The 19,083-nt window shown below is 63.9% G+C and carries 13 protein-coding genes and 1 pseudogene; 10 read left to right on the forward strand and 4 right to left on the reverse strand.

Annotated features, from left to right (window positions below):
* Positions 1-331: 331 nt before the first annotated feature.
* The 3 genes and pseudogenes from D1Y85_RS11800 to D1Y85_RS11810 all read right to left on the reverse strand — a co-directional run bounded on the left by D1Y85_RS11800 (position 332) and on the right by D1Y85_RS11810 (position 1,613).
* Positions 332-556, reverse strand: coding sequence for a DUF3079 domain-containing protein (locus tag D1Y85_RS11800; RefSeq protein WP_124151233.1), 225 nt, complete (start codon positions 554-556; stop codon positions 332-334).
* Positions 557-648: 92 nt separating this feature from the next.
* Positions 649-885 (reverse strand): annotated as a pseudogene (locus D1Y85_RS27570) (DUF2249 domain-containing protein); the annotation flags it as partial.
* Between the two features lie 182 nt (positions 886-1,067).
* Positions 1,068-1,613 carry a hemerythrin domain-containing protein gene (locus D1Y85_RS11810; RefSeq protein WP_246024882.1) on the reverse strand — a complete coding sequence of 182 codons (546 nt, stop codon included), beginning with the start codon at positions 1,611-1,613 and terminating at the stop codon, positions 1,068-1,070.
* A gap of 276 nt (positions 1,614-1,889) precedes the next feature.
* On the opposite strand from D1Y85_RS11810, the gene D1Y85_RS11815 reads away from it, so the two are divergent.
* From D1Y85_RS11815 to D1Y85_RS11845, 7 genes are all read left to right on the forward strand, one after another.
* Complete coding sequence (locus D1Y85_RS11815; RefSeq protein ID WP_124151235.1) at positions 1,890-2,270, forward strand: DUF2946 domain-containing protein; 381 nt, start codon at positions 1,890-1,892, stop codon at positions 2,268-2,270.
* A gap of 105 nt (positions 2,271-2,375) precedes the next feature.
* On the forward strand, positions 2,376-3,269 hold the full coding sequence (locus D1Y85_RS11820) for a hypothetical protein (protein ID WP_124151236.1): 894 nt from the start codon (positions 2,376-2,378) through the stop codon (positions 3,267-3,269).
* 17 nt (positions 3,270-3,286) lie between these two features.
* On the forward strand, positions 3,287-3,652 hold the full coding sequence (locus D1Y85_RS11825; RefSeq protein WP_124151237.1) for a copper resistance CopC family protein: 366 nt from the start codon (positions 3,287-3,289) through the stop codon (positions 3,650-3,652).
* 2 nt (positions 3,653-3,654) lie between these two features.
* The gene (locus tag D1Y85_RS11830) at positions 3,655-4,560 is read left to right on the forward strand and encodes a CopD family protein (protein ID WP_124151238.1); all 906 of its coding nucleotides are present in this window, start codon (positions 3,655-3,657) and stop codon (positions 4,558-4,560) included.
* Between the two features lie 123 nt (positions 4,561-4,683).
* Positions 4,684-5,130, forward strand: a complete 447-nt coding sequence (locus tag D1Y85_RS11835; RefSeq protein WP_124151239.1) for a copper chaperone PCu(A)C — start codon at positions 4,684-4,686, stop codon at positions 5,128-5,130.
* A gap of 902 nt (positions 5,131-6,032) precedes the next feature.
* On the forward strand, positions 6,033-6,902 hold the full coding sequence (locus tag D1Y85_RS11840; protein WP_124151240.1) for a TauD/TfdA dioxygenase family protein: 870 nt from the start codon (positions 6,033-6,035) through the stop codon (positions 6,900-6,902).
* A 77-nt stretch (positions 6,903-6,979) separates the two neighbouring features.
* Positions 6,980-8,035, forward strand: a complete 1,056-nt coding sequence (locus D1Y85_RS11845; RefSeq protein ID WP_124151241.1) for a beta-keto acid cleavage family enzyme — start codon at positions 6,980-6,982, stop codon at positions 8,033-8,035.
* Between the two features lie 55 nt (positions 8,036-8,090).
* On the opposite strand, the gene D1Y85_RS11850 is transcribed toward D1Y85_RS11845, so the two are convergent.
* Complete coding sequence (locus tag D1Y85_RS11850; protein ID WP_124151242.1) at positions 8,091-9,110, reverse strand: AraC family transcriptional regulator; 1,020 nt, start codon at positions 9,108-9,110, stop codon at positions 8,091-8,093.
* A 312-nt stretch (positions 9,111-9,422) separates the two neighbouring features.
* Between D1Y85_RS11850 and recC the strand changes: the two genes are divergently transcribed.
* Genes recC through recD form a run of 3 tightly spaced genes read left to right on the forward strand, consistent with a single transcriptional unit; the run spans position 9,423 to position 19,026 of the window.
* The gene (gene recC, locus D1Y85_RS11855) at positions 9,423-13,004 is read left to right on the forward strand and encodes an exodeoxyribonuclease V subunit gamma (protein WP_246024883.1); all 3,582 of its coding nucleotides are present in this window, start codon (positions 9,423-9,425) and stop codon (positions 13,002-13,004) included.
* A complete protein-coding gene (recB, locus tag D1Y85_RS11860) occupies positions 13,001-16,810 on the forward strand; it encodes an exodeoxyribonuclease V subunit beta (RefSeq protein WP_124151243.1) in 3,810 nt (1,269 codons plus the stop codon). The genes recC and recB overlap by 4 nt, the downstream gene beginning before the upstream one ends.
* A complete protein-coding gene (gene recD, locus D1Y85_RS11865) occupies positions 16,807-19,026 on the forward strand; it encodes an exodeoxyribonuclease V subunit alpha (RefSeq protein ID WP_246024884.1) in 2,220 nt (739 codons plus the stop codon). Before recB ends, recD begins: the two co-directional genes overlap by 4 nt.
* Positions 19,027-19,083: the final 57 nt, after the last annotated feature.

Raw genomic sequence — 19,083 nt, forward strand, 5'->3', positions numbered from 1 at the left:
CAAAATCGGTCAATATGACTCGCAATGCCACATTCTGAGCGCGACGATCTGACGATGATCCACGCATACGACCGCCGGTCGGCAGTGGGTTATTCCAGTCGCCGGGCGGAAATGGGGATTTGAGGGCAAACGACTGGCAGGATCACGCCAACCGGCCCGACAACGAAGGAGTGAAGTGGAGGGGAGCGGCTGCGCGCACAGGCTGGCACGGTAACGGTCTTTCCAGACCGAATGCAAGGCTTCGCAGAGACCACATCAGATTGTGTTTCCGAACAATCGCCTCGCGTCCGGTTCGATGCGACGCGTCCTGATTGCGCTCACGCGACGGACGCTACCGCTGAGCCTGGGGGACTATTGGTATCACCACCTTCTTGGATTCGTCCACCTCAATGCCCCAGTCACCCACTTCATACCAATCGTCGCCGAGCAGTTCGCATGGATGCTGTGTCCGACTCTGACCGTTGCCGCAGCGCATGTCATCGGCCTGACAGTAGTGGTCGCACCCCCAGCAGATGCGCTCGGGGTGCTTAGGGTGCAATGGAAATTGCTTTGCCATGTCGATCGATCAGGCTAACCGCCACAACCGCCGCCGCAACACGACGACGCAGCACCTGCAGTCGAAGCTTCCTCGTGCGCATCAGGGGCAGCGATCACCATATCGATGACAACGCCCTGCATACCGCGCTCGAGGTACTTGATCTGCACCTGGCTGCCATAACGTTGCTGGATCTGTTGCAGCAGCGGCAGCGGATCATGATCGTTGATGAAACGCATCGTTTCACCTCGATCGAGCGATTCGAGAGCGCCGAAGATCGCCGCGTGGCGAAAGCGCTTCGCGACACCGCGCGCATCGAACTGGTAGATGTCAGGACCGGTTTCGTTCATGCAAACTCCTTTAAGGCTAGATTGAGGTTCGATCGCGCACGCCGATATGCAACGGCGCACGCAGACTGCGTAGAAAAGAGCGTTTTACGCGGCGGTACACCGGTAGTAGATTCATTTGCGGTCGGCATGCTTTGCTCTGTCCACGAATTCGTAATCGGATCGAGGCAACATCCTTGCGAGCTTCACTGCAGCGGCATGGTGCGTCGAGCCACCATTGCCGCGCTTAGCTTTTCCAGCTTCTGTCGATCCAGGCACGCTTCGGCAAATGGCAGAACCTGCCCCTCTTCCACGGCTATATGACGGTGGTAGGCACCGACAAAGCTGTCCACCCACGCACGCTCGAGCGGCCTGACCTGCCCTTGGGCGATATCGACTAGCTCCGCTCGCAACTGCGCCCAACCTGCATCCAGGGATCGATGCTCTTCGAGCAACGACGCGATCAATTCGGTTATTGACGAACGCTGGCGCTGGCCGACCTCCATCAGCATTGGAAAGAGATCGTTCTCCTCGTCAGCCTGGTGATGTGGTCCGGCCACGTCGAAGTAGCGCATGATGTTTCTGGCCGCCTGCTGCGCCTGCTCGTCCGCGCCGTGCGACAGCAGGTGCGCTGACAGTTTCTCAAGCGTGGCGCATTGTGCGGCAATTCGCTCATGACACGCCCTAAGCATTTCAAGCGGTTCGTCGAAGGACGGTGCGGGTTTGCTTAACATGCATTTACGATACATCATTTATGCGGGGTCCACAATGGCCCCGACAGGTGGGGGCATAGGCTCACGATTTGTGTGGATTCATCAACCGTCCGTTCATGGCCGACAGCTACCCGATGCAGTCAGCTGTAACCATCCCTTCTGAGTCATCCGGACCAGGCCGGCGAGCATCTCATCCCTGGGCGACGCGAGGTGTCAGGTGGTGCGTCAAATCGTCGTGCGGGTGAACTGTCAACCCCCCCATGGCATAATTCTGCGCATTCTCCACCACCATTTCGATATCGAAACGTCAGCAAGATGCTGAGCCGCTTCCGCCAGAAGTTCGGTTGTTTTTTGGGATTGCTGGCGATCCTGATGGCGACGCTCGCGCCGACCGTTTCGCAGGCACTGCCCGGCGCCCATGAGGCCGGACTTCATCCAGGCTCGCACTGCGCTGCCCATTCGACGCTTGGCAACACGCCGGATAACGCAGGCTCGTCGCACGCTCTGGCTGGCCACTGGCAGGCTTGCGGCTACTGCAACCTGCTGGCGCACATGCCGGCACTACCGAGTGTGGAGCCCGCGTTTGCGGTCACGGTCTGGGCCATCCAGCATCGCGTTGCGACGCGGTTCGAGAGTGTGCGCCGCGTCGATCCGCTCGCGTCGGCCCAACCACGCGCGCCCCCCGTTTCATTCTGAATTGAGCCCTGGTGGCGATGCCATACACGAACGCATCGCCAGGTGTTGCCGCGTGTCTTTGTAGACTCGCGGCGGCACGACGACGACCTCATTCGATGGATGAACATGAATAGCAAGACCTCTCGCCACGGAAAACCCTTCTTCGCCGCGGCCACCCTCTCTTTCGCCGCGACCGCGCTCCTGCTCGCCTCGTCACCGGCCACTGCCCACGCCGTTGCGGGCGACCGCGTCTTTCCGTCTACGATGGCTGTCGATGATCCAGGTGTCGGCGATGAAGCTAACTTCGAATACGGGCATCAGCGTGTTCCTGGAGACAACGGCGATCAAAGTATCAATACGTTCAGCTTCGAGTATGACAAGCTGATCACGTCGAGGCTTGCCCTGTCTGTCGATGGCGCTTATGTGATGCAGAACAATCCGACCGCCCGCGGGTTCGATAACTTTGGGGTCGGCCTGAAATATCTGCTGTACGTGAACGCCCCGCACGAATTCATGACGTCAGTCGGGGTGCACGCTGAACTGGGTGGAACCGGTAGCCGCGCGATTGCGAACAGTTTTTCGGCCATCTCGCCGACACTCTTCGTTGGCAAGGGCATGGGCGATCTGCCTGACTCACTGGCTTATCTGCGACCCGTTGCCATTACCGCCGAAGCCGGGCCATCCTTGACGACCGGGGCCGGTCAGCCCAACTCCTTCGATTACGGGTTCACGGTCCAGTACAGCCTGCCGTATCTGCAGCAGCAGGTGCACGATTTCGGACTGCCGCAGCCGCTGTCGAACATTGTTCCTGTCGTCGAGTTTCCGCTATCGAGAAGCCAGGGCCAAACCACCGGCACAATCAATCCAGGCTTCATCTGGATCAACCGCTATGGCCAGTTCGGTGTCGAAGCACAGATACCCATCAACAGCGCGAGCGGTTCGCATGTGGGCATCCTCGTACAGGCCCATCTTTTCTTCGATGATATTGCGCCGAAAACGCTCGGCAAACCGTTGTTCTGACCAGCGAGGACCGTCTCATGAAATTTCACACGACCGCGCGCGCCGCTGTGGCCGCGCTGATGATCGCCAGTTGCCAGTTCGCGCTGGCGCACGCCCATCCGACTCACCAGGCGCCGGCAGCCGGAGCGACCGTCACGACCGCGCAAACCGACGTGGCGATCGACTTCGACGACGCGCTCGAACCCGCGTTCAGCTCGATCGCCGTTACCGACGCGAAAGGCAACGCCGTTACGAGCGGCAAGGCGGCGATTGAGCCATCGAACAGGAAGCACATGTCCGTGGGGCTCAATCCGCTGACGCCAGGCCTTTATACCGTCGCGTGGGTAGCCGTCGCTGCTGACGGGCACCGTACGCAGGGACACTATGCGTTCACGGTGAAATAACGGTGGAGCCGCTCGTCGTCGCACAGATCACGCTGGCAGCGGTGCAAAACATATTGTTTGCCACGACAACAGGCCTGGTTGCGTGCGGCGTAATGGGAGAACGCAGCGGCATGTTCGAGCAGGCTACGCTGCGCCTCTGGCGTGCTGTCCTTGCGACGGCGCTGTCCATCGCTGCATTCGCGTATCTCTGGCTCCAGGCCGCGGTGATGAGCGGTTCGCCGCTCACCGCCGCCGGTGCAGCAGTGGGCGCCGTGCTCACAGCGTCTCACTTCGGCCTTGCATGGTCAGTCGGATTCCTCGGCGCACTGGTCGCGGCGTTGAGTTGTTGTTTCGGGCGGCGCGGCTTCCCGCTGTTCGTCATAGGTCTTCTCGTCTATGCGGCGGGCAAAGCTGCGTTCAGCCATGCGGCGGACTCGGGCGATTTCTCGCTGAGAGAGATCATTCACGCCGTGCACCTGGTCGCAACTGGCCTCTGGGCTGGCAGCGTGATCGTCGCGGCCATCGTGCTGTACCGGCGTTCGCGCGAAGCGGGCGGTTCACCCGGCCAAAAGGCTGCCTTTTGCTCCGCGTTGTCTTATCTGGCGACGGTCGCACTTGCGGTTGTCCTCGTCACCGGTTTCTACAACGCAATGCAGGACACCGCACACGCTGGCGCGCCACTTTTCGGAACGGCGTGGGGCCGGTTGCTCGCCGCCAAGCTCGCATTCGTAGCCCTTGCGACCGCATTGGGTGGCTGGAACCGGATGGTGGTTCTGCCCGATCTGCACGCTCGCGCTGAACGACGCGATCCGGCTTATCCTGCTGTGCAGCGCCGCTTCGACAGCCTTCTTTCGGCTGAAGCGCTTGCCATGCTGGCTACCCTCGCGCTAGCTGCAGTGTTAGGCCACACGTCGCCGACAGGTGGCTAGCACGCGGAAAATTCGGACCACGCGCGATATTGATGCGGTGAATGACCGTCACGTTTCGCACTGTCGCATTCATCCCGCCAACGAGTCGCGTTTTTTTGTCAATACAGAATTGGAGATCATGTCATGCACCGTACCTTCCGCCACTTTGCTATTGCGCTGCCGCTGGCGGCAGTCTCGTTTGCCGCGTTTGCCGCTTCGTCCGACTCGATGATGGTTTCCGACTGCTGGATCCGCTCGATGCCCGGCGACACACCCTCGGGCGGCTACTTCAAACTCATGAACATGAGCGACAAGCCGATCAATCTCCAAAGCGTCAGCACGGATGCGTTCGGCATGTCGATGCTGCACCAGACGCAGATCAGCGGCAGCACGTCGAAGATGGTCCCGATCGACAAAGCGACAGTCGCGGCCAACAGCACGCTTGCATTCGCTCCCGGTGGCTATCACGTGATGTTCGAGATGGCGAAGAAGCCGCTTACAGTCGGCTCGACGATCCCTGTTACCTTCAACTTCAGCGACGGCGAGAAGATCGTGGCGCAATGCGCCGTGAAGAGCGCGGCAGGCAAGTAACGCCGGTGCACGGCTGCGCAGCCGCGTTGGTAACGCGCCGAGTGTGGCCGCTTGCGATTTCTCATGGGACGGACGAGCGTCATCGTTGGGTTTGACGCGAGTGTCTGCACGTGGTCGATTCTGTTGAAAAACCCGGCTCAGACGCCCCATATGACGTGCCAGACTTATCGCGCGAGGGGTTTGTTCGAGCCATCCGAACATCCCAGGGTGGCTCCGCCGTTGGCCTCGGTACCGGCGGAGCTTTGCTGGTGAATTGATCACCACTCGTGCGAATCCGCACTACAGCAGTTTGATCAAGCAGGCGGAATGGCGTCATCTTCCGCCCTGTACTGCAGCACTCTCGCGGCCGCCGACCGGTTTGCATAGAACAGAAGTCCTTCCGCACTCACCTCATTGCACGGTATCTCAGCGCGCTGAGAACGCGAGTCCAATCTTCGCGTTCACAACCGGCAGCAGTAACGCTTGACTGGATCGCCGGTCGCATGTCCGCATCAATCCGCCTCAACGCTGCATCCCTGAACCATGCGCCGATGGCAGACCGCGTTGCCTCAGTCAATTCAAATTGCACGGATCGCTGCGTAATTCGCTGGACGATCAGCGCCGTTCGCAACATGTGATTGTTGTCAGCAACCTCGCGGTTTTTCTGTCCAGCCACACAAGGTACCCAACGTTCATTTTTGACATGCATCAAGACGCTGCGGGGGTGCGTAGCGGGCTGTCCCAAATGAGAAAGTAACTGTCCCAATTGAGAAAGTATATCCGCGCAGAAAATCTTAACTTTCTTCCACGCGAATCAAACTCGCGCCCAAAACGAACGGAGACAAGGAGCTTACGCATGGCCTTCACTGAGGAGCGGCATTCAACGATTCGCAACCTGATCCTGAGACCCTAGGAGGAATACGATGCGAATCGAACCATTGACCTGTGCGATCGGCGCCGAACTGACCGGCGTCAATCTGGCCGATGCAGTCCACGACGACGGCCTGTTCGCCGAGATCAAAGCTGCGCTGCTGAAACACCACGTGCTGTTTTTGCGCGATCAAAGCATCAGCCGCGCCGAGCACGTCGCTTTCGCCCGCCGGTTTGGCGAACTCGAGGATCATCCGGTGGCGCCGTCTCATCCGGACGCGCCCGGCCTCGTGCAGATCTACAAATCGCCTGACCAACCTGTCGACCGATATGAGAACGCGTGGCACACCGACGCCACGTGGCGCGAAGCGCCGCCGATGGGTTGCGTGTTGCGCTGTGTAGAAGGACCGACCGTCGGCGCCGACACGACGTGGGCCAACATGGCGCTCGCCTACGAGAAGCTGCCGGAAGAGATCAAACGCAAGATTGCGGGGCTGCGTGCCCGCCACAGCATCGAGGCCAGCTTCGGTGCTGCGATGCCGATCGAGAAACGCCACGCGCTCAAGTCGCGGTTTCCGGACGCTGAACACCCGGTGGTGCGCGAGCATCCCGAAACCGGCGAGCACATCCTGTTCGTGAATGCTTTCACCACGCACTTCACAAACTTCCACACGGCGGCGAACGTGCGCTATGGGCAGGACGCCAACCCCGGCGCGGGCGATCTGCTGCGTTATCTGGTGAGCCAGGCGTTCATTCCCGAATATCAGGTGCGCTGGCGCTGGAAACCCAACAGCATGGCGATCTGGGACAACCGCTCGACCCAGCATTACGCGGTTATGGACTATCCGCCTTGCCACCGGAAGATGGAACGCGCCGGCATCATCGGTGACCGTCCCTTCGGTCCCGGCGAGCGCCCGGCGTGATTCGCGCGGGCTGATCGAACACCCCAAAAACCAGATTCCGGCCCGACCACCTGTCGGGCCCATACAAGGAGACAGTCGTGAACTTCATGGACGATTCGTGGTTCCCCGAGAATCAACAAAAGCTGTGCATCTGCGCCGCGCCCTATGGGCCTGAGTGGCTCCCCTCGGATTTTCCGGAAGACATTCCGGTCAGCATCAAGGAGCAGGTGCAGAAGGCCGTCGATTGCTACAACGCCGGCGCAACCGCGCTGCACGTGCATGTTCGCGAGGACGACGGGAAGGGCTCCAAGCGCCTGTCCAAGTTCAACGAATTGCTTGCCGGGCTGCGCGAGGCGGTGCCCGACATGATTCTGCAGGTTGGCGGCTCGATCTCGTTCGCACCTGAGAACGAAGGCGACGCGGCGAAGTGGCTGAGTGACGATACCCGTCACATGTTGGCCGAACTGCTGCCGAAGCCCGATCAGGTGACCATCGCGATCAACTCCAACCAGATGAATGTCTGCGAGAAGATGACGGCGGCTGATGTTGCCGGCACGTCGCTAAGCGAGCCGAAGATGTACGAGGCGTATCGCGAGATGACCATTCCAGCCGGGCCGGCGTGGATGGAGGAGCATCTGCGACGTTTGCAGGCGAAGCGAATCCAGACGGAGTTTCAGCTTGGCGATGTCTCCCAGCTCGAGACGGTCGAGCGCATGATGCGCCGCGGTATCTACCGTGGGCCGCTGAAACTGACCTATGTGATGATCGGCGGCGGCTTCGACGGCGCCAATCCGTACACGCTGATGAACTTCATCCGCCATGTGCCGGATGGCGCAATCCTGACGCTGGAGTCGTCGATGCGCCACGTGTTGCCGATCAACATGATGGCCATCGCGATGGGCCTGCATGTGCGCTGTGGCATCGAGGACAACATCTGGACGCAGGACCACAAGAGCAAGATGAGCACCGTCAAGCAGGTCGAGCAACTCGTACGCATTTCCCGTGAATTCGGACGGGAGATCGCGACGGGCAAGGAAGCGCGCCAGATCTACAAGGTCGATGAGTTCTACGACGGCATTGACGAGACGCTGGCCAAAGTCGGCTTCGCACCGAATCGCAAGCCCGGCCAGCGCGGTTTCACGCTCCACGCCTGACGACATCGCCGACCATCCCGACGCAGGGCAACGCGTCGGGCCATGTCGGCATTCGCTAGCGGTTCCTCCGCCACTGCGAGGGACTGCTGCCGAATGTCCTCGTGAACCAGCTGGAAAAAGCGCTAGGTACTGCAAACCCGAGTAGTGTGCCGACCTCTGATAGCGGGAGGTCGCTGTCCGCCACGAGCCGCTCCGCCAGTTCCATCCGGGTCGATTGAAGGAGCCCGCGGAACGATTCGCCTTCGTTAATCAGATGTCGGTGGACCGTACGGCGATCGACCCCCAGATGCTCGGCGAGTTGCCACGCGGTGCAGCGGCCGCTTGCGAGCATCGCGGCAATGAACTGGCGGGCCGTCGCGCTGGAGCTTGGGCGTTGCTGCGCCAGGACTTGATCGAGATACCGGACCGCGAAGCGGGTCGCGTCACGCTTGCCACGCGGCAGCGGCCGGCCCAGGTCAGCCGCGCGACACACCATGCCGTCGAATCCGGCGTTAAACGTGACGGGGATGCCAAAGAACTTGCGATGGGGCCTGCTGTCTTGCGGCGACCTGTGAGTGAAGCACACCTGTACGGGCTTCCACGCCGTATCAAGCAGTTCGGCGATGATCCGGTAGTGCACCCCGACCGTCAGCTCCATCGCCTGCCTGCGGCGGGTGGAGGGCCGCAACAGTAAGTACGCCCGAATCGCAACGAGGCCATCTTGATGTTCGATGCGCACCATCAATGACGGGCTGATCAAACACAGATACCGGCAGACCGTGTCAAGCGCCTGCATGGCCGTCGTTTCTTCTCTTGCCACGAGACCAATGGGACCGAGGTTGGACAGATCGCGCAGTGCCGCGAGCCGCAGCCCGAAGTCCTCAACGCCGCATGCCTCGGCGCTTGCCTCGAGCAACTTGCAGGCCGCCTCCAGACCGACCGAAGCGTCCGGATCGCTGAGGACATGCCGGTTCAGCCCCGCGGACCGCAACATGACGTTGGCGTCGAGGCCAACGCTGCGTGCAAGCTCCGCATAACCGGCCAGGCTTGCGCTGTGCGTGACGGGTAAGGGTGTGGCCCTGAGGTCTCCAAACATGGCGTGGAATTAATTCGATTCATTTGCCGAAATCCTACCATTGCACCGCACGCATCCATCCCGGTGCAATAAAACTCGCACAACCGTAAAGCGAAAGGCGAAGGAATTTCTGCGAAAAATGTCGAAGTGCCGCCGGCGCACGTTCCCGACGTGAGACCGCCTCATTTTCATCGCCAATGTCGTAAACTGTGACACCGGGCCGGCTTGCCGGCCCGCGTTGCATCGTCACCGGACAACCCTTCGCGACATGGCCGCACACCACATCCACTCCACTCCAGCCTCGTGCGCGACTGCGCCGCGAAGGAGCCTCGCTTGAGCGCGCGCGAACTGCCAACGGGGCTGATGCTCGTCCACGGTAATCAGCCCGAGCGGTTGCGCGATCTGATCGTGCAATGGATCGGCCAGAACGCGGTGGCTCCGCTCGAAAAAGAAGTGATGCTCGTGCAGAGCAACGGCATCGCGCAGTGGCTCAAGCTGGCCTTCGCCGCCGATCCCGAGGAGGGCGGTTGTGGCATCGCGGCGGCGCTCGAAATGTCGCTGCCTTCGCGTTTTTTGTGGCAGGTGTACCGTGCGGTGCTCGGTCCAGAGGCAGTGCCGGCCGTCTCGCCGTTCGACAAATCGCGGCTCACGTGGCGCCTGATGCGCATGCTTCCAGCGCTGCTCGACGCACCCGGTTACGCACCGCTCAAGCGCTTCATGGCGCAGGACGACGATCAGCGCAAGCGCTTCCAGCTCGCGCAACGTGTGGCCGATCTGTTCGACCAGTACCAGGTCTATCGCGCGGACTGGCTCGCCGCGTGGGCTGCAAACGAAGACGTCGTGATCGACGCACGCAACCAGCGCATCCCGTTGCCCGACGATGCGCGCTGGCAGGCCGCTTTGTGGCGCGCGCTGCTCGATGACGTGGGCACGCACGCGCAAAACGGAATCGATCTGCGGCAGACGGGCCGTGCGGCCGTCCACGAGTCGTTCATGCGATTCGCCGAAGGCTGGCATGAAGGCGACGAACGGCCAAAGGCCCTGCCGCGCCGCATCGTCGTGTTCGGCATTTCGAGCCTGCCGCGCCAGTCGGTGGAAGTGCTGGCGGCGCTCGCGCGCTGGACCCAGGTGCTGCTGTGTGTCCATAACCCGTGTATGCACTACTGGGCCGATATCGTCGCCGACCAGGACCTGCTGCGCGCACGGCACGCGCGTCAGCGCCGCCGCGCGGGCGCGCCCGCCGTGCTCGACGATTCGCAGCTGCATCTGCACGCGCAGCCGCTGCTCGCGGCGTGGGGCAAGCAGGGTCGCGACTTCATCGGCCTGCTCGACGAATACGACAGCGATGAAGCGCGCGCGAACTACGCGCCGCATTTCACGCGCATCGGCCAGCGCATCGACCTGTTCGACGGCGACGACCCGCTCACGCTGCTGCAACAGTTGCAGGACGATATCCGCGATCTGCGCCCGTTGAACGAAACGCGCGAGCAATGGCCCTCGGTCGATCCGGTCGCGGACGAATCGATCCGCTTTCACATCGCCCATAGCGCGCAACGCGAAGTGGAGATTCTGCACGACCGGCTGCTGGCGGCATTCGAGGCCGATCCGGCATTGCGTCCGCGCGACGTGATCGTCATGGTGCCCGACATCGAGGTCTACACGCCCCACATCCAGGCGGTGTTCGGACTCGTCGATGCGGACGATCCGCGCTACGTCCCGTTCAGCGTGGCGGACCGCGCGCAGCGCGCTTTCGATCCGCTGACCGGCGCGCTGGAGATGCTGCTCGCGCTGCCTCAGTCGCGCGTCACGGTGAGCGACGTGCTCGACCTGCTGGAAGTGCCTGCTGTGCGCGCGCGCTTCGGAATCGACGCCGACGATGTGCCGACACTGCGCAACTGGATCGACGGCGCGAACATTCGCTGGGGCCTGCACGCGAAGCAGCGTGCGAGTCTTGGGCTGCCGCAGGCCGATGAGATCAGCGCGCCGAATAGCTGGTCCTTTGGGTTGCGGCGCATGTTGCTCGGCTACGCGGCGGGTGAAAGCGCGAGCGCGTGGCAGGGCATCGAGCCCTACGCGGAGATCGGCGGTCTCGATGCCGCGTTGCTGGGTCCGCTCACGCGTCTCGTCGATGCGCTCGATTCGACGTGGCAGACGCTGCGCGAGAATGCAACGGTCGACGTCTGGTGCGAACGCCTGCGCGCGCTGAAGACGACGTTCTTCGCCACCGATGATCCCGAAGACGCCTACACGCTAGAGCGTCTCGACGCCGCGCTCGAAACCTGGCGCGAGGCGTGTGCGGAGGCCGCGCTCACGGACAAGCTGCCGCTTGCGATCGTCGCGGAAAACTGGCTCGGCGTTCTGGATGGCGGCGGTCTGCAGCAGCGTTTCTTCGCGGGTGCGGTGACCTTCGCGACACTGATGCCGATGCGCGCTATCCCGTTTCGCCACGTGTGCCTGCTCGGCATGAACGATGGCGACTATCCGCGCAGCCGCACGCCGCTCGACTTCGACCTGATGCGCCGCGATTACCGGCCCGGCGACCGTTCGCGTCGCGAGGACGATCGCTATCTGTTCCTCGAAGCGCTGCTTTCCGCGCGCGACCATCTGCACATTTCGTGGATCGGGCGTAGCGTGACCGACAACACGCCGCGTCCGCCGTCGGTGCTGGTGGGGCAGTTGCGCGACCACCTGAAGTCGGGCTGGCGCCTCGAAGGCGCTGAGGGGCGCCCGAACGCGCTCGTCGATGCGTTGACGATCGAGCATCGTCTGCAACCCTTCAGCGCCGACTATTTCCCGGTGCAGCCCGATGCATCGCCGCTCTATACGTACGCGTCCGAATGGAACAGGCCCGCGCCTTTGCGCAGCGCCGCGGCGCGAACCGCGTTGCTGCCGCCGCCCGAACGCGATGAACCGGTCTCGATTGCGGAACTCGCCGAGTTCCTGCGCGATCCGGTGCGTAGCTTCTTCCGGCAGCGTCTGCGCGTCGGGTTCGAAGCCGAGGATGCGGCGAGCGAGAATCAGGAGCCGTTCGAAGTCGACGCGCTGCAGGCCTGGCAACTCCAGGGCGAACTGATTCGCGCGCAGGTCGCCGCGATGGAGCGCGGCGAGGACGATCTCGAACCGGCCGCACTCGAACGACTCGAACGGATGCACCGCAGCGGCGATCTGGCGACGGGCGGCTTCGGCGAGGTGATTGGCCAGGAGTTGCTCGCGCCGATGGGCGAACTTTTCATCGAATATCGCAAGGCGCTCGCGCGCTGGCCGGACCCGCTCGAGCATCAATATGAAATCCGTCTCGAATCGCAGGTAGAAGGGCGCACGCTGACCGTCGACGACTGGATCGACGATCTGCGTGCGGGGCCCGACGGCGCGCGCGGTCGCGTGATTCTCGATGCGGGCACGCTTATCAAGGCCAACAAGTATCGGGGGGAACGGCTCGTCGCTTACTGGGTGGCACACGTCGCGGCGCAACTGGCTGTGGGTGAAGTGACGACGGTGATCGTCAGCAAGGCGGGCGTGGCGGAATTTTCGCCCATTGCGCAGGATACCGCTCGAGCCTGGCTGATTGCGTTGCTCGGCGCTTGGGATGAGGGCGCGCGCAGGCCGCTGCCGCTCGCGATCAAGACGGCGTTCGCGTGGCTGCGCCGCTTGCCCGATACGTTCGATGGCAGCCGGTCGGCTGTTCCGGCTGAAGCATGGGACGACGCGCGCACGGCATTCGACGGCGCGATGCGTTCGCCCGGCGAGTGCGAGACGAACCCGTGGTTGCGCCGCGCATTTCCCGACTTCGAAACGCTCGTCGAGAACGACGAATTCATCACGCTGGCGACGACGCTGCTCCTGCCCGTGCAGCGCGCGCCGCTGGCGGCCTCGCGCGCGAAGCGCGACGCGGCCCCTGCTGGAGAAACCGCATGACCCAGGTGCAGGACGTTACGGCCGAAGCACTGGAGCCGCTGCGCTTTCCGCTATACGGCAGCCGCCTGATCGAGGCGAGCGCGGGCACCGGCAAGACCTTCACCATCGCGATGCTCTATGTGCGGCTCGTGCTCGGCCATGGCGCGTCGGGCGAGACCGGCGCCCAGGGTGCGTGCGCGCGGCCGCTTACGCCGCCCGAAATTCTCGTCGTCACGTTCACGGATGCCGCGACGAAGGAACTGCGCGAGCGTATCCGCGCGCGTCTGATCGAAGCGGCCGATGCCTTTCGCGTCGATCCGGACGAGGTTCTGTCTCGCGACGCAGGCGGCGACCTGCTGCACGAACTGCGCGAGGACTATCCGCCGGAGCAGTGGCCCGCGTGCGCGCGGCGCCTGCAGCTCGCGGCCGAATGGATGGACGAGGCCGCAGTGTCGACGATCCATGGCTGGTGCAACCGCATGCTCAGCGAGCACGCGTTCGACAGCGACAGTCTCTTCTCGCAGACGCTCGTCACCGACCAGACCGAATTGCGCGCGGAGGTCGTGCGCGATTACTGGCGCACGTACATGGCGTCGCTGGACGTGCAATCGGCGCAGGAAGTGCGCGCGTGGTTCAGGAATCCCGATGAATTGCACAAGGCGATCCGTGGCTTGCTCGCGCATGTGGACCTGTTGCCCGATGCATCCGAGCCTGCCGCGTCGCTGCTCGATGCGCGCGTGAAGGCGCGCGCGCAACTCGAAGACCTCAAGGCGCCGTGGCGCGTGTGGATCGAAGAAGTCAAGGCGCTGCTCGACGACGCACGCGCAAAGAAGCAGTTCGACGCGAGGAAGCTGAACACGCGCAACTGCGATACGTGGATCGAAAAGCTGCGCACCTGGGCGCACGATCCCGAACTGGAGCACCCTGGCTTCGACGATAAGGCCGCCGTCTGGACGCGTCTCACGCCCGCCGGACTCAAGGAAATCTGGCAGCCTGGCAGCGAGCCGCCGGCGCACGAGGCGTTCGTTGCGATAGAAACGCTGCGCGAAGCGCTCGACTCACGGCCGCAAGCGCGGCAAGCGCTGCTGTGCCACGCAGCGCGCTGGGTCGCGCAACGCTTCGAAGAAGAGGAAGCGCGTCGTTCGCAGATGGGTTTCGATGACCTCCTCACGCGTCTCGCAGCTGCCCTCAAGAAGGAAAACGGCGCGCGTCTTGCCGAAATCATCCGCAAGCAATATCCGGTGGCGCTGATCGATGAGTTCCAGGACACGGACCCGGTTCAGTACCAGATATTCGACAAGGTCTATCGGATCGAGGAAAACGACGCCGATACGGCAATCGTCCTGATCGGCGACCCGAAGCAGGCCATCTACGCGTTTCGCGGCGCCGATATCTATACGTACCTGCGTGCGCGGCGCGCGTGCGAAGGGCGGCTCTATACGCTCAAGACGAACTATCGCTCCACGCGCGCGATGGTGGCCGCGGTCAACCGCTGTTTCGGCGCCGCGGAGTCACGTGCGGAAGGTCGCGGTGCTTTTCTGTTCCGCAGCGCCGGGGGCGAAGCCAATCCGCTTCCGTTCGTTCCTGCCGAGGCGAACGGCCGCCCCGAAAGGCTGGTAGCGGGCGACGCCGAAGTGCCCGCGCTCACCGTCTGGTGGCTGCCGCCGGCCGCCGACGGCAAGCCGCTCGCCAGCAAGGGTGCATACCTCGCGAGCATGGCCGACAGTTGTGCGACGGAAATGGCGCGTCTCCTGAACCTCGGCGAGACGCAAGCGGCGGGCTTCGAAAGCGCGGACGATCTGCGCGCGTTGAAGCCGTCCGACATGGCCGTGCTCGTGAACAATCGCGAGGAAGCGCGAGCGATTCGCAAAGCGCTGGACGCACGCGACGTGCGCAGCGTTTATCTCTCCGATCGCGACTCCGTGTACCTCGCACCGGAAGCCCAGGAGCTGCGCTACTGGCTCGCCGCCTGCGCCGAGCCTGACGATGGTCGACGCGTACGCACGGCACTGGCGACGTCGTTGCTCGGGCTCGGCTGGGATGAGCTCGATGCGCTGGGCCGCGACGAGATCGCGTGGGACGTGCGCGTGCTGCAGTTCCGCGGCTATCGCGATTGCTGGCGCAAGAAGGGCGTGCTGCCGATGTTGCGGCGTCTCTTCAACGATTTTCACGTGCCACAGCGGCTGCTCGGTGAGACGGCGGGCGCGCTCGCCAACGGCGAACGTGCGCTCACGAACCTGCTGCATCTGGCGGAACTGCTGCAACAGGCCAGTACGCAACTCGACGGCGAGCACGCGCTGATCCGCTATCTCGACGAGCAACGCGAGGACGAGAGCGCGGGCGGCGGTGGTGACGCGCGGCAACTGCGTCTCGAAAGCGACGCGGCGCTCGTTCAGGTGGTCACGATCCACAAATCGAAGGGACTCGAATATCCGCTCGTATTCCTGCCGTTCGCGTGCGCGTTTCGCGCGGTCAAACCCGACGACGTGCCGCTCAAATGGCACGACGAAGCGGGCGAGCCGCGCGTTACGCTCGAAGCGGATGGCCGCGTGCTGCAGCAGGCGGATCGCGAGCGGCTCGGTGAGGATCTGCGCAAGCTCTATGTCGCGCTCACGCGGGCGCGTTACGCGACCTGGGTCGGCTATGCGCCGCTGCAGGGTGTGGAGTCGAGCGCGTTCGGTTATCTCGTGAGCGGCGGCGAGCCGGTGCCGGCGGGGCAAACGGAAGGTTGCCTCGATGCCTTGCGCGGTGATTCCATCGACATCGATATCGCGCCTGCGCCAGAGCCCGGGCACGAACGCTTCGCCATGCGCGAGAGCGCGGCGACGCGCGGCGGCTCGCGCACGTTCCCCCATCGCGTGCGCGAGCGCTGGTGGATCGCGAGCTATTCGAGCCTGAAGACGGTCGAAGCAGCGCCGGGCGCTTTCGCCGCGCTGGACCCCGACGGCACGCGCGCCGCGCCGGACACACGCAGCGAGGACGTATTCCTCGAACTGCTCGACGCCACGACGCCGCCGGAAGACGACACGGATCTCGCGCAGACTCTGCCTCCTGCGGGCGAGACGATGCACGGATTCGAACGCGGGGCCGACGCGGGCAGCTTCCTGCATGACCTGATGGAGTGGGCGGCCAACGAAGGGTTCGGACAAATTGCACAGGATTCCGAATTGAAGCGGGTGCGCGACATGGTCGCGCGACGCTGCAATGTGCGCGGCTGGTCACACTGGGTCGAGCCACTCACCGAATGGCTGCTGGATCTCGTGAAGACACCGCTGCGACTCCCCCCCGTCGAAGGCGAGGCGGTGCCGCCGGTCACGTTCGCGAAGCTCTCGTCGTATATGGCCGAAATGGAATTCTGGCTGGCGGCGCACACCGTCGACACGCTTGAACTCGATGCGCTCGTCACGTCGATGACGCTCGACGGGCAAGCACGCCCCGCGCTCGACGCCACGCGTCTGAACGGTATGCTCAAGGGTTTCATGGACCTCGTGTTCGAACACGAGGGGCGCTACTACGTGGCCGACTACAAGTCGAACTGGCTCGGCCCCGACGACGCCTCGTACACCGCCGCGAAGATGCGCTCGCAGATTCTGCATTCGCGTTACGAACTGCAGTACGTGCTGTATCTGTTTGCGCTTCATCGCCTGCTCAAGGCGCGCTTGCCCGACTACGACTACGACCGTCACGTGGGCGGGGCCGTCTATATTTTCCTGCGCGGCATGCGCGCGCCGGGGCAGGGGCTGCATATCGAGCGTCCGCCGCGCGAGCTGATTGAACGACTCGATGCGCTGTTCGCGCGTCACGACGTCATAGAGGGCATGGCATGACGAGGCGACGCACGAAGGACACGATCGGCGTGACCGGCGACCTGTTCGCGCAACTTGAGATCGATGCGGCCGCGCAGGACACGCCGCGACGAATGGTGGGCGAAGCCGCTGCGGCGCGCGAATCGATGACACGGATGCTGGCTTTGCTCGACCGCTGGGTCGAGCGTGGCTGGCTACGCGCGCTCGATGCCGCATTCGCGCGCTTTCTCTGGACCGAGGCGCGAGAGGCCACGCCGCTCTTGTTGCTCGCGGCCGCGCTCGCGAGTCACCAACTCGGGCGCGGTCATGTGTGTCTCGACCTCGCGGCGACGCTCGACGATCCCGCGTTCGCGCTGTCGTTGCCCCCCGACGGCCCACCGTCACCCGACGCGGAACCCGCGCAGCCGCCTGCCGAAATCCTCGCGGGCGTGACGCTCGCGCAATGGCGTGCGGCGCTCGACGCGCCCGGGCTCGTCGGCACCGAGGCCGGCAACACGCCGCTCGTACTGGCGGGCACGCGGCTCTATCTGCGGCGTTACTGGCAATACGAACAGGACGTGCGCGCCGCAATCGTGCGGCGTCTCGCGCGCAGTGCCGAATTCGAGGCTGCGTTGCCGCCCGGCGCGGCCCGGCGCGCGCTCGATGCGCTGTTCCCCGCGCGTGGGGCGCAGGCGGGCGAGCCGCCGCGTGCCGACTGGCAGAAGCTCGCATGCGCGCTCGCGGCGCGAAGCGCGTTCAGCATCGTCACGGGCGGACCCGGTACGGGCAAGACGACGACGGTTGTGAAACTGCTCGCGCTCTTGCAGACGCTTGCTCTCGGGCAGGGAGGCACAAGCGGAATAAGCGGCAGCGCGCGTGCGTTGCGTATCCGGCTTGCGGCGCCCACGGGCAAGGCGGCGGCGCGGCTCAACGAATCGATCGCGGGCGCCGTCGCGCGCTTGCCGTTCGACGATCTGGCGAATGGCGATGCGCTGCGCGCCGCCATTCCCACTGTCGTGACGACGCTGCATCGCGTGCTCGGCACGCGGCCCGGCAGCCGGCGCTTTCGCCACGACGCGGCCAATCCGCTGCCCGTCGATGTGCTCGTGATCGACGAGGCGTCGATGGTCGATCTCGAGATGATGGCGGCGGTGCTCGATGCGTTGCCGCCCGGCGCGCGGCTCATTCTGCTCGGCGACAAGGACCAGCTCGCTTCGGTGGAGGCGGGTGCGGTGCTGGGCGAACTGTGTGACCGCGCGCGCGAAGGGCACTATACGGAGGCCACGCGCGCGTGGCTCGAAGCGGCGACCGGCGAGCGCATCGACACCGCGATGCTCGACGCGCACGGCACGCCGCTCGATCAGGCGGTCGCGATGTTGCGCGAGAGTCATCGCTTCGCAACGGACAGTGGTATCGGTGCGCTCGCGGATCTGGTCAATGCGGGCGACGCTGTGGGCGTCGCGAAGATCTGGACACGCGGTCACGCCGATCTCGCGCGCCTCACGTGCCCCAGCACCGACGACGCGCCGCTGCGTGCGCTGATCGTCGACGGCAGGGCGGCAGACGCCGGTGCGGACCACGACGTACTCTCGCGGCGTCACGGTTATCGACACTACCTGGAGACGATGCGCGCATTACGGCCCGGGTCCGGCACGTCGTCCGAAGCACTCGCGCAATGGGCGGCCGCCGTGTTGAAGGCGCACGGCGAGTTCCAGTTGCTCTGTGCGTTGCGGCGTGGTCCGTGGGGCGTCGAAGGATTGAACCGGCGCGTCGCGCGGCTGTTGCACGAAGAAAACCTGATCGATCCGCGAGGCGACTGGTATGCCGGGCGACCTGTGCTCGTCACTCACAACGACTACGAACTGGGGCTGATGAATGGCGATATCGGCATCGCACTCGAATTGCCCGTGTGCGACGGCGAGCCGCCGATGCTGCGCGTCGCGTTCCCGGCCGCCGATGGAACGGGTGGTGTGAAGTGGGTGTCGCCGAGCCGCCTGCAAGGCGTGGAAACCGTGTTTGCGCTTACGGTGCACAAATCGCAGGGTTCCGAATTCACGCATGCCGCGTTAGTGCTGCCCAACACGTACAGCCCCGTCCTCACGCGCGAACTCGTCTACACAGGCATCACGCGCGCGCGGGCGTATTTCACGCTCGTGCTGCCCGAAGGGCGGTCGGTGCTCGATCGCGCCGTACTCGCGAAAGTGCAGCGCGCAAGCGGTTTGATGGCGGGACTCGCTGAGGATGCCGGCACGGCTTGACGCACGGTTGGCCGAAGCACGAGACGACGAGACGAACGGGCGGGCTGCGTGAGCACC

Source organism: Paraburkholderia dinghuensis (genome assembly GCF_003837865.1).
GTDB classification, from domain to species: Bacteria; Pseudomonadota; Gammaproteobacteria; order Burkholderiales; family Burkholderiaceae; genus Paraburkholderia; species Paraburkholderia dinghuensis.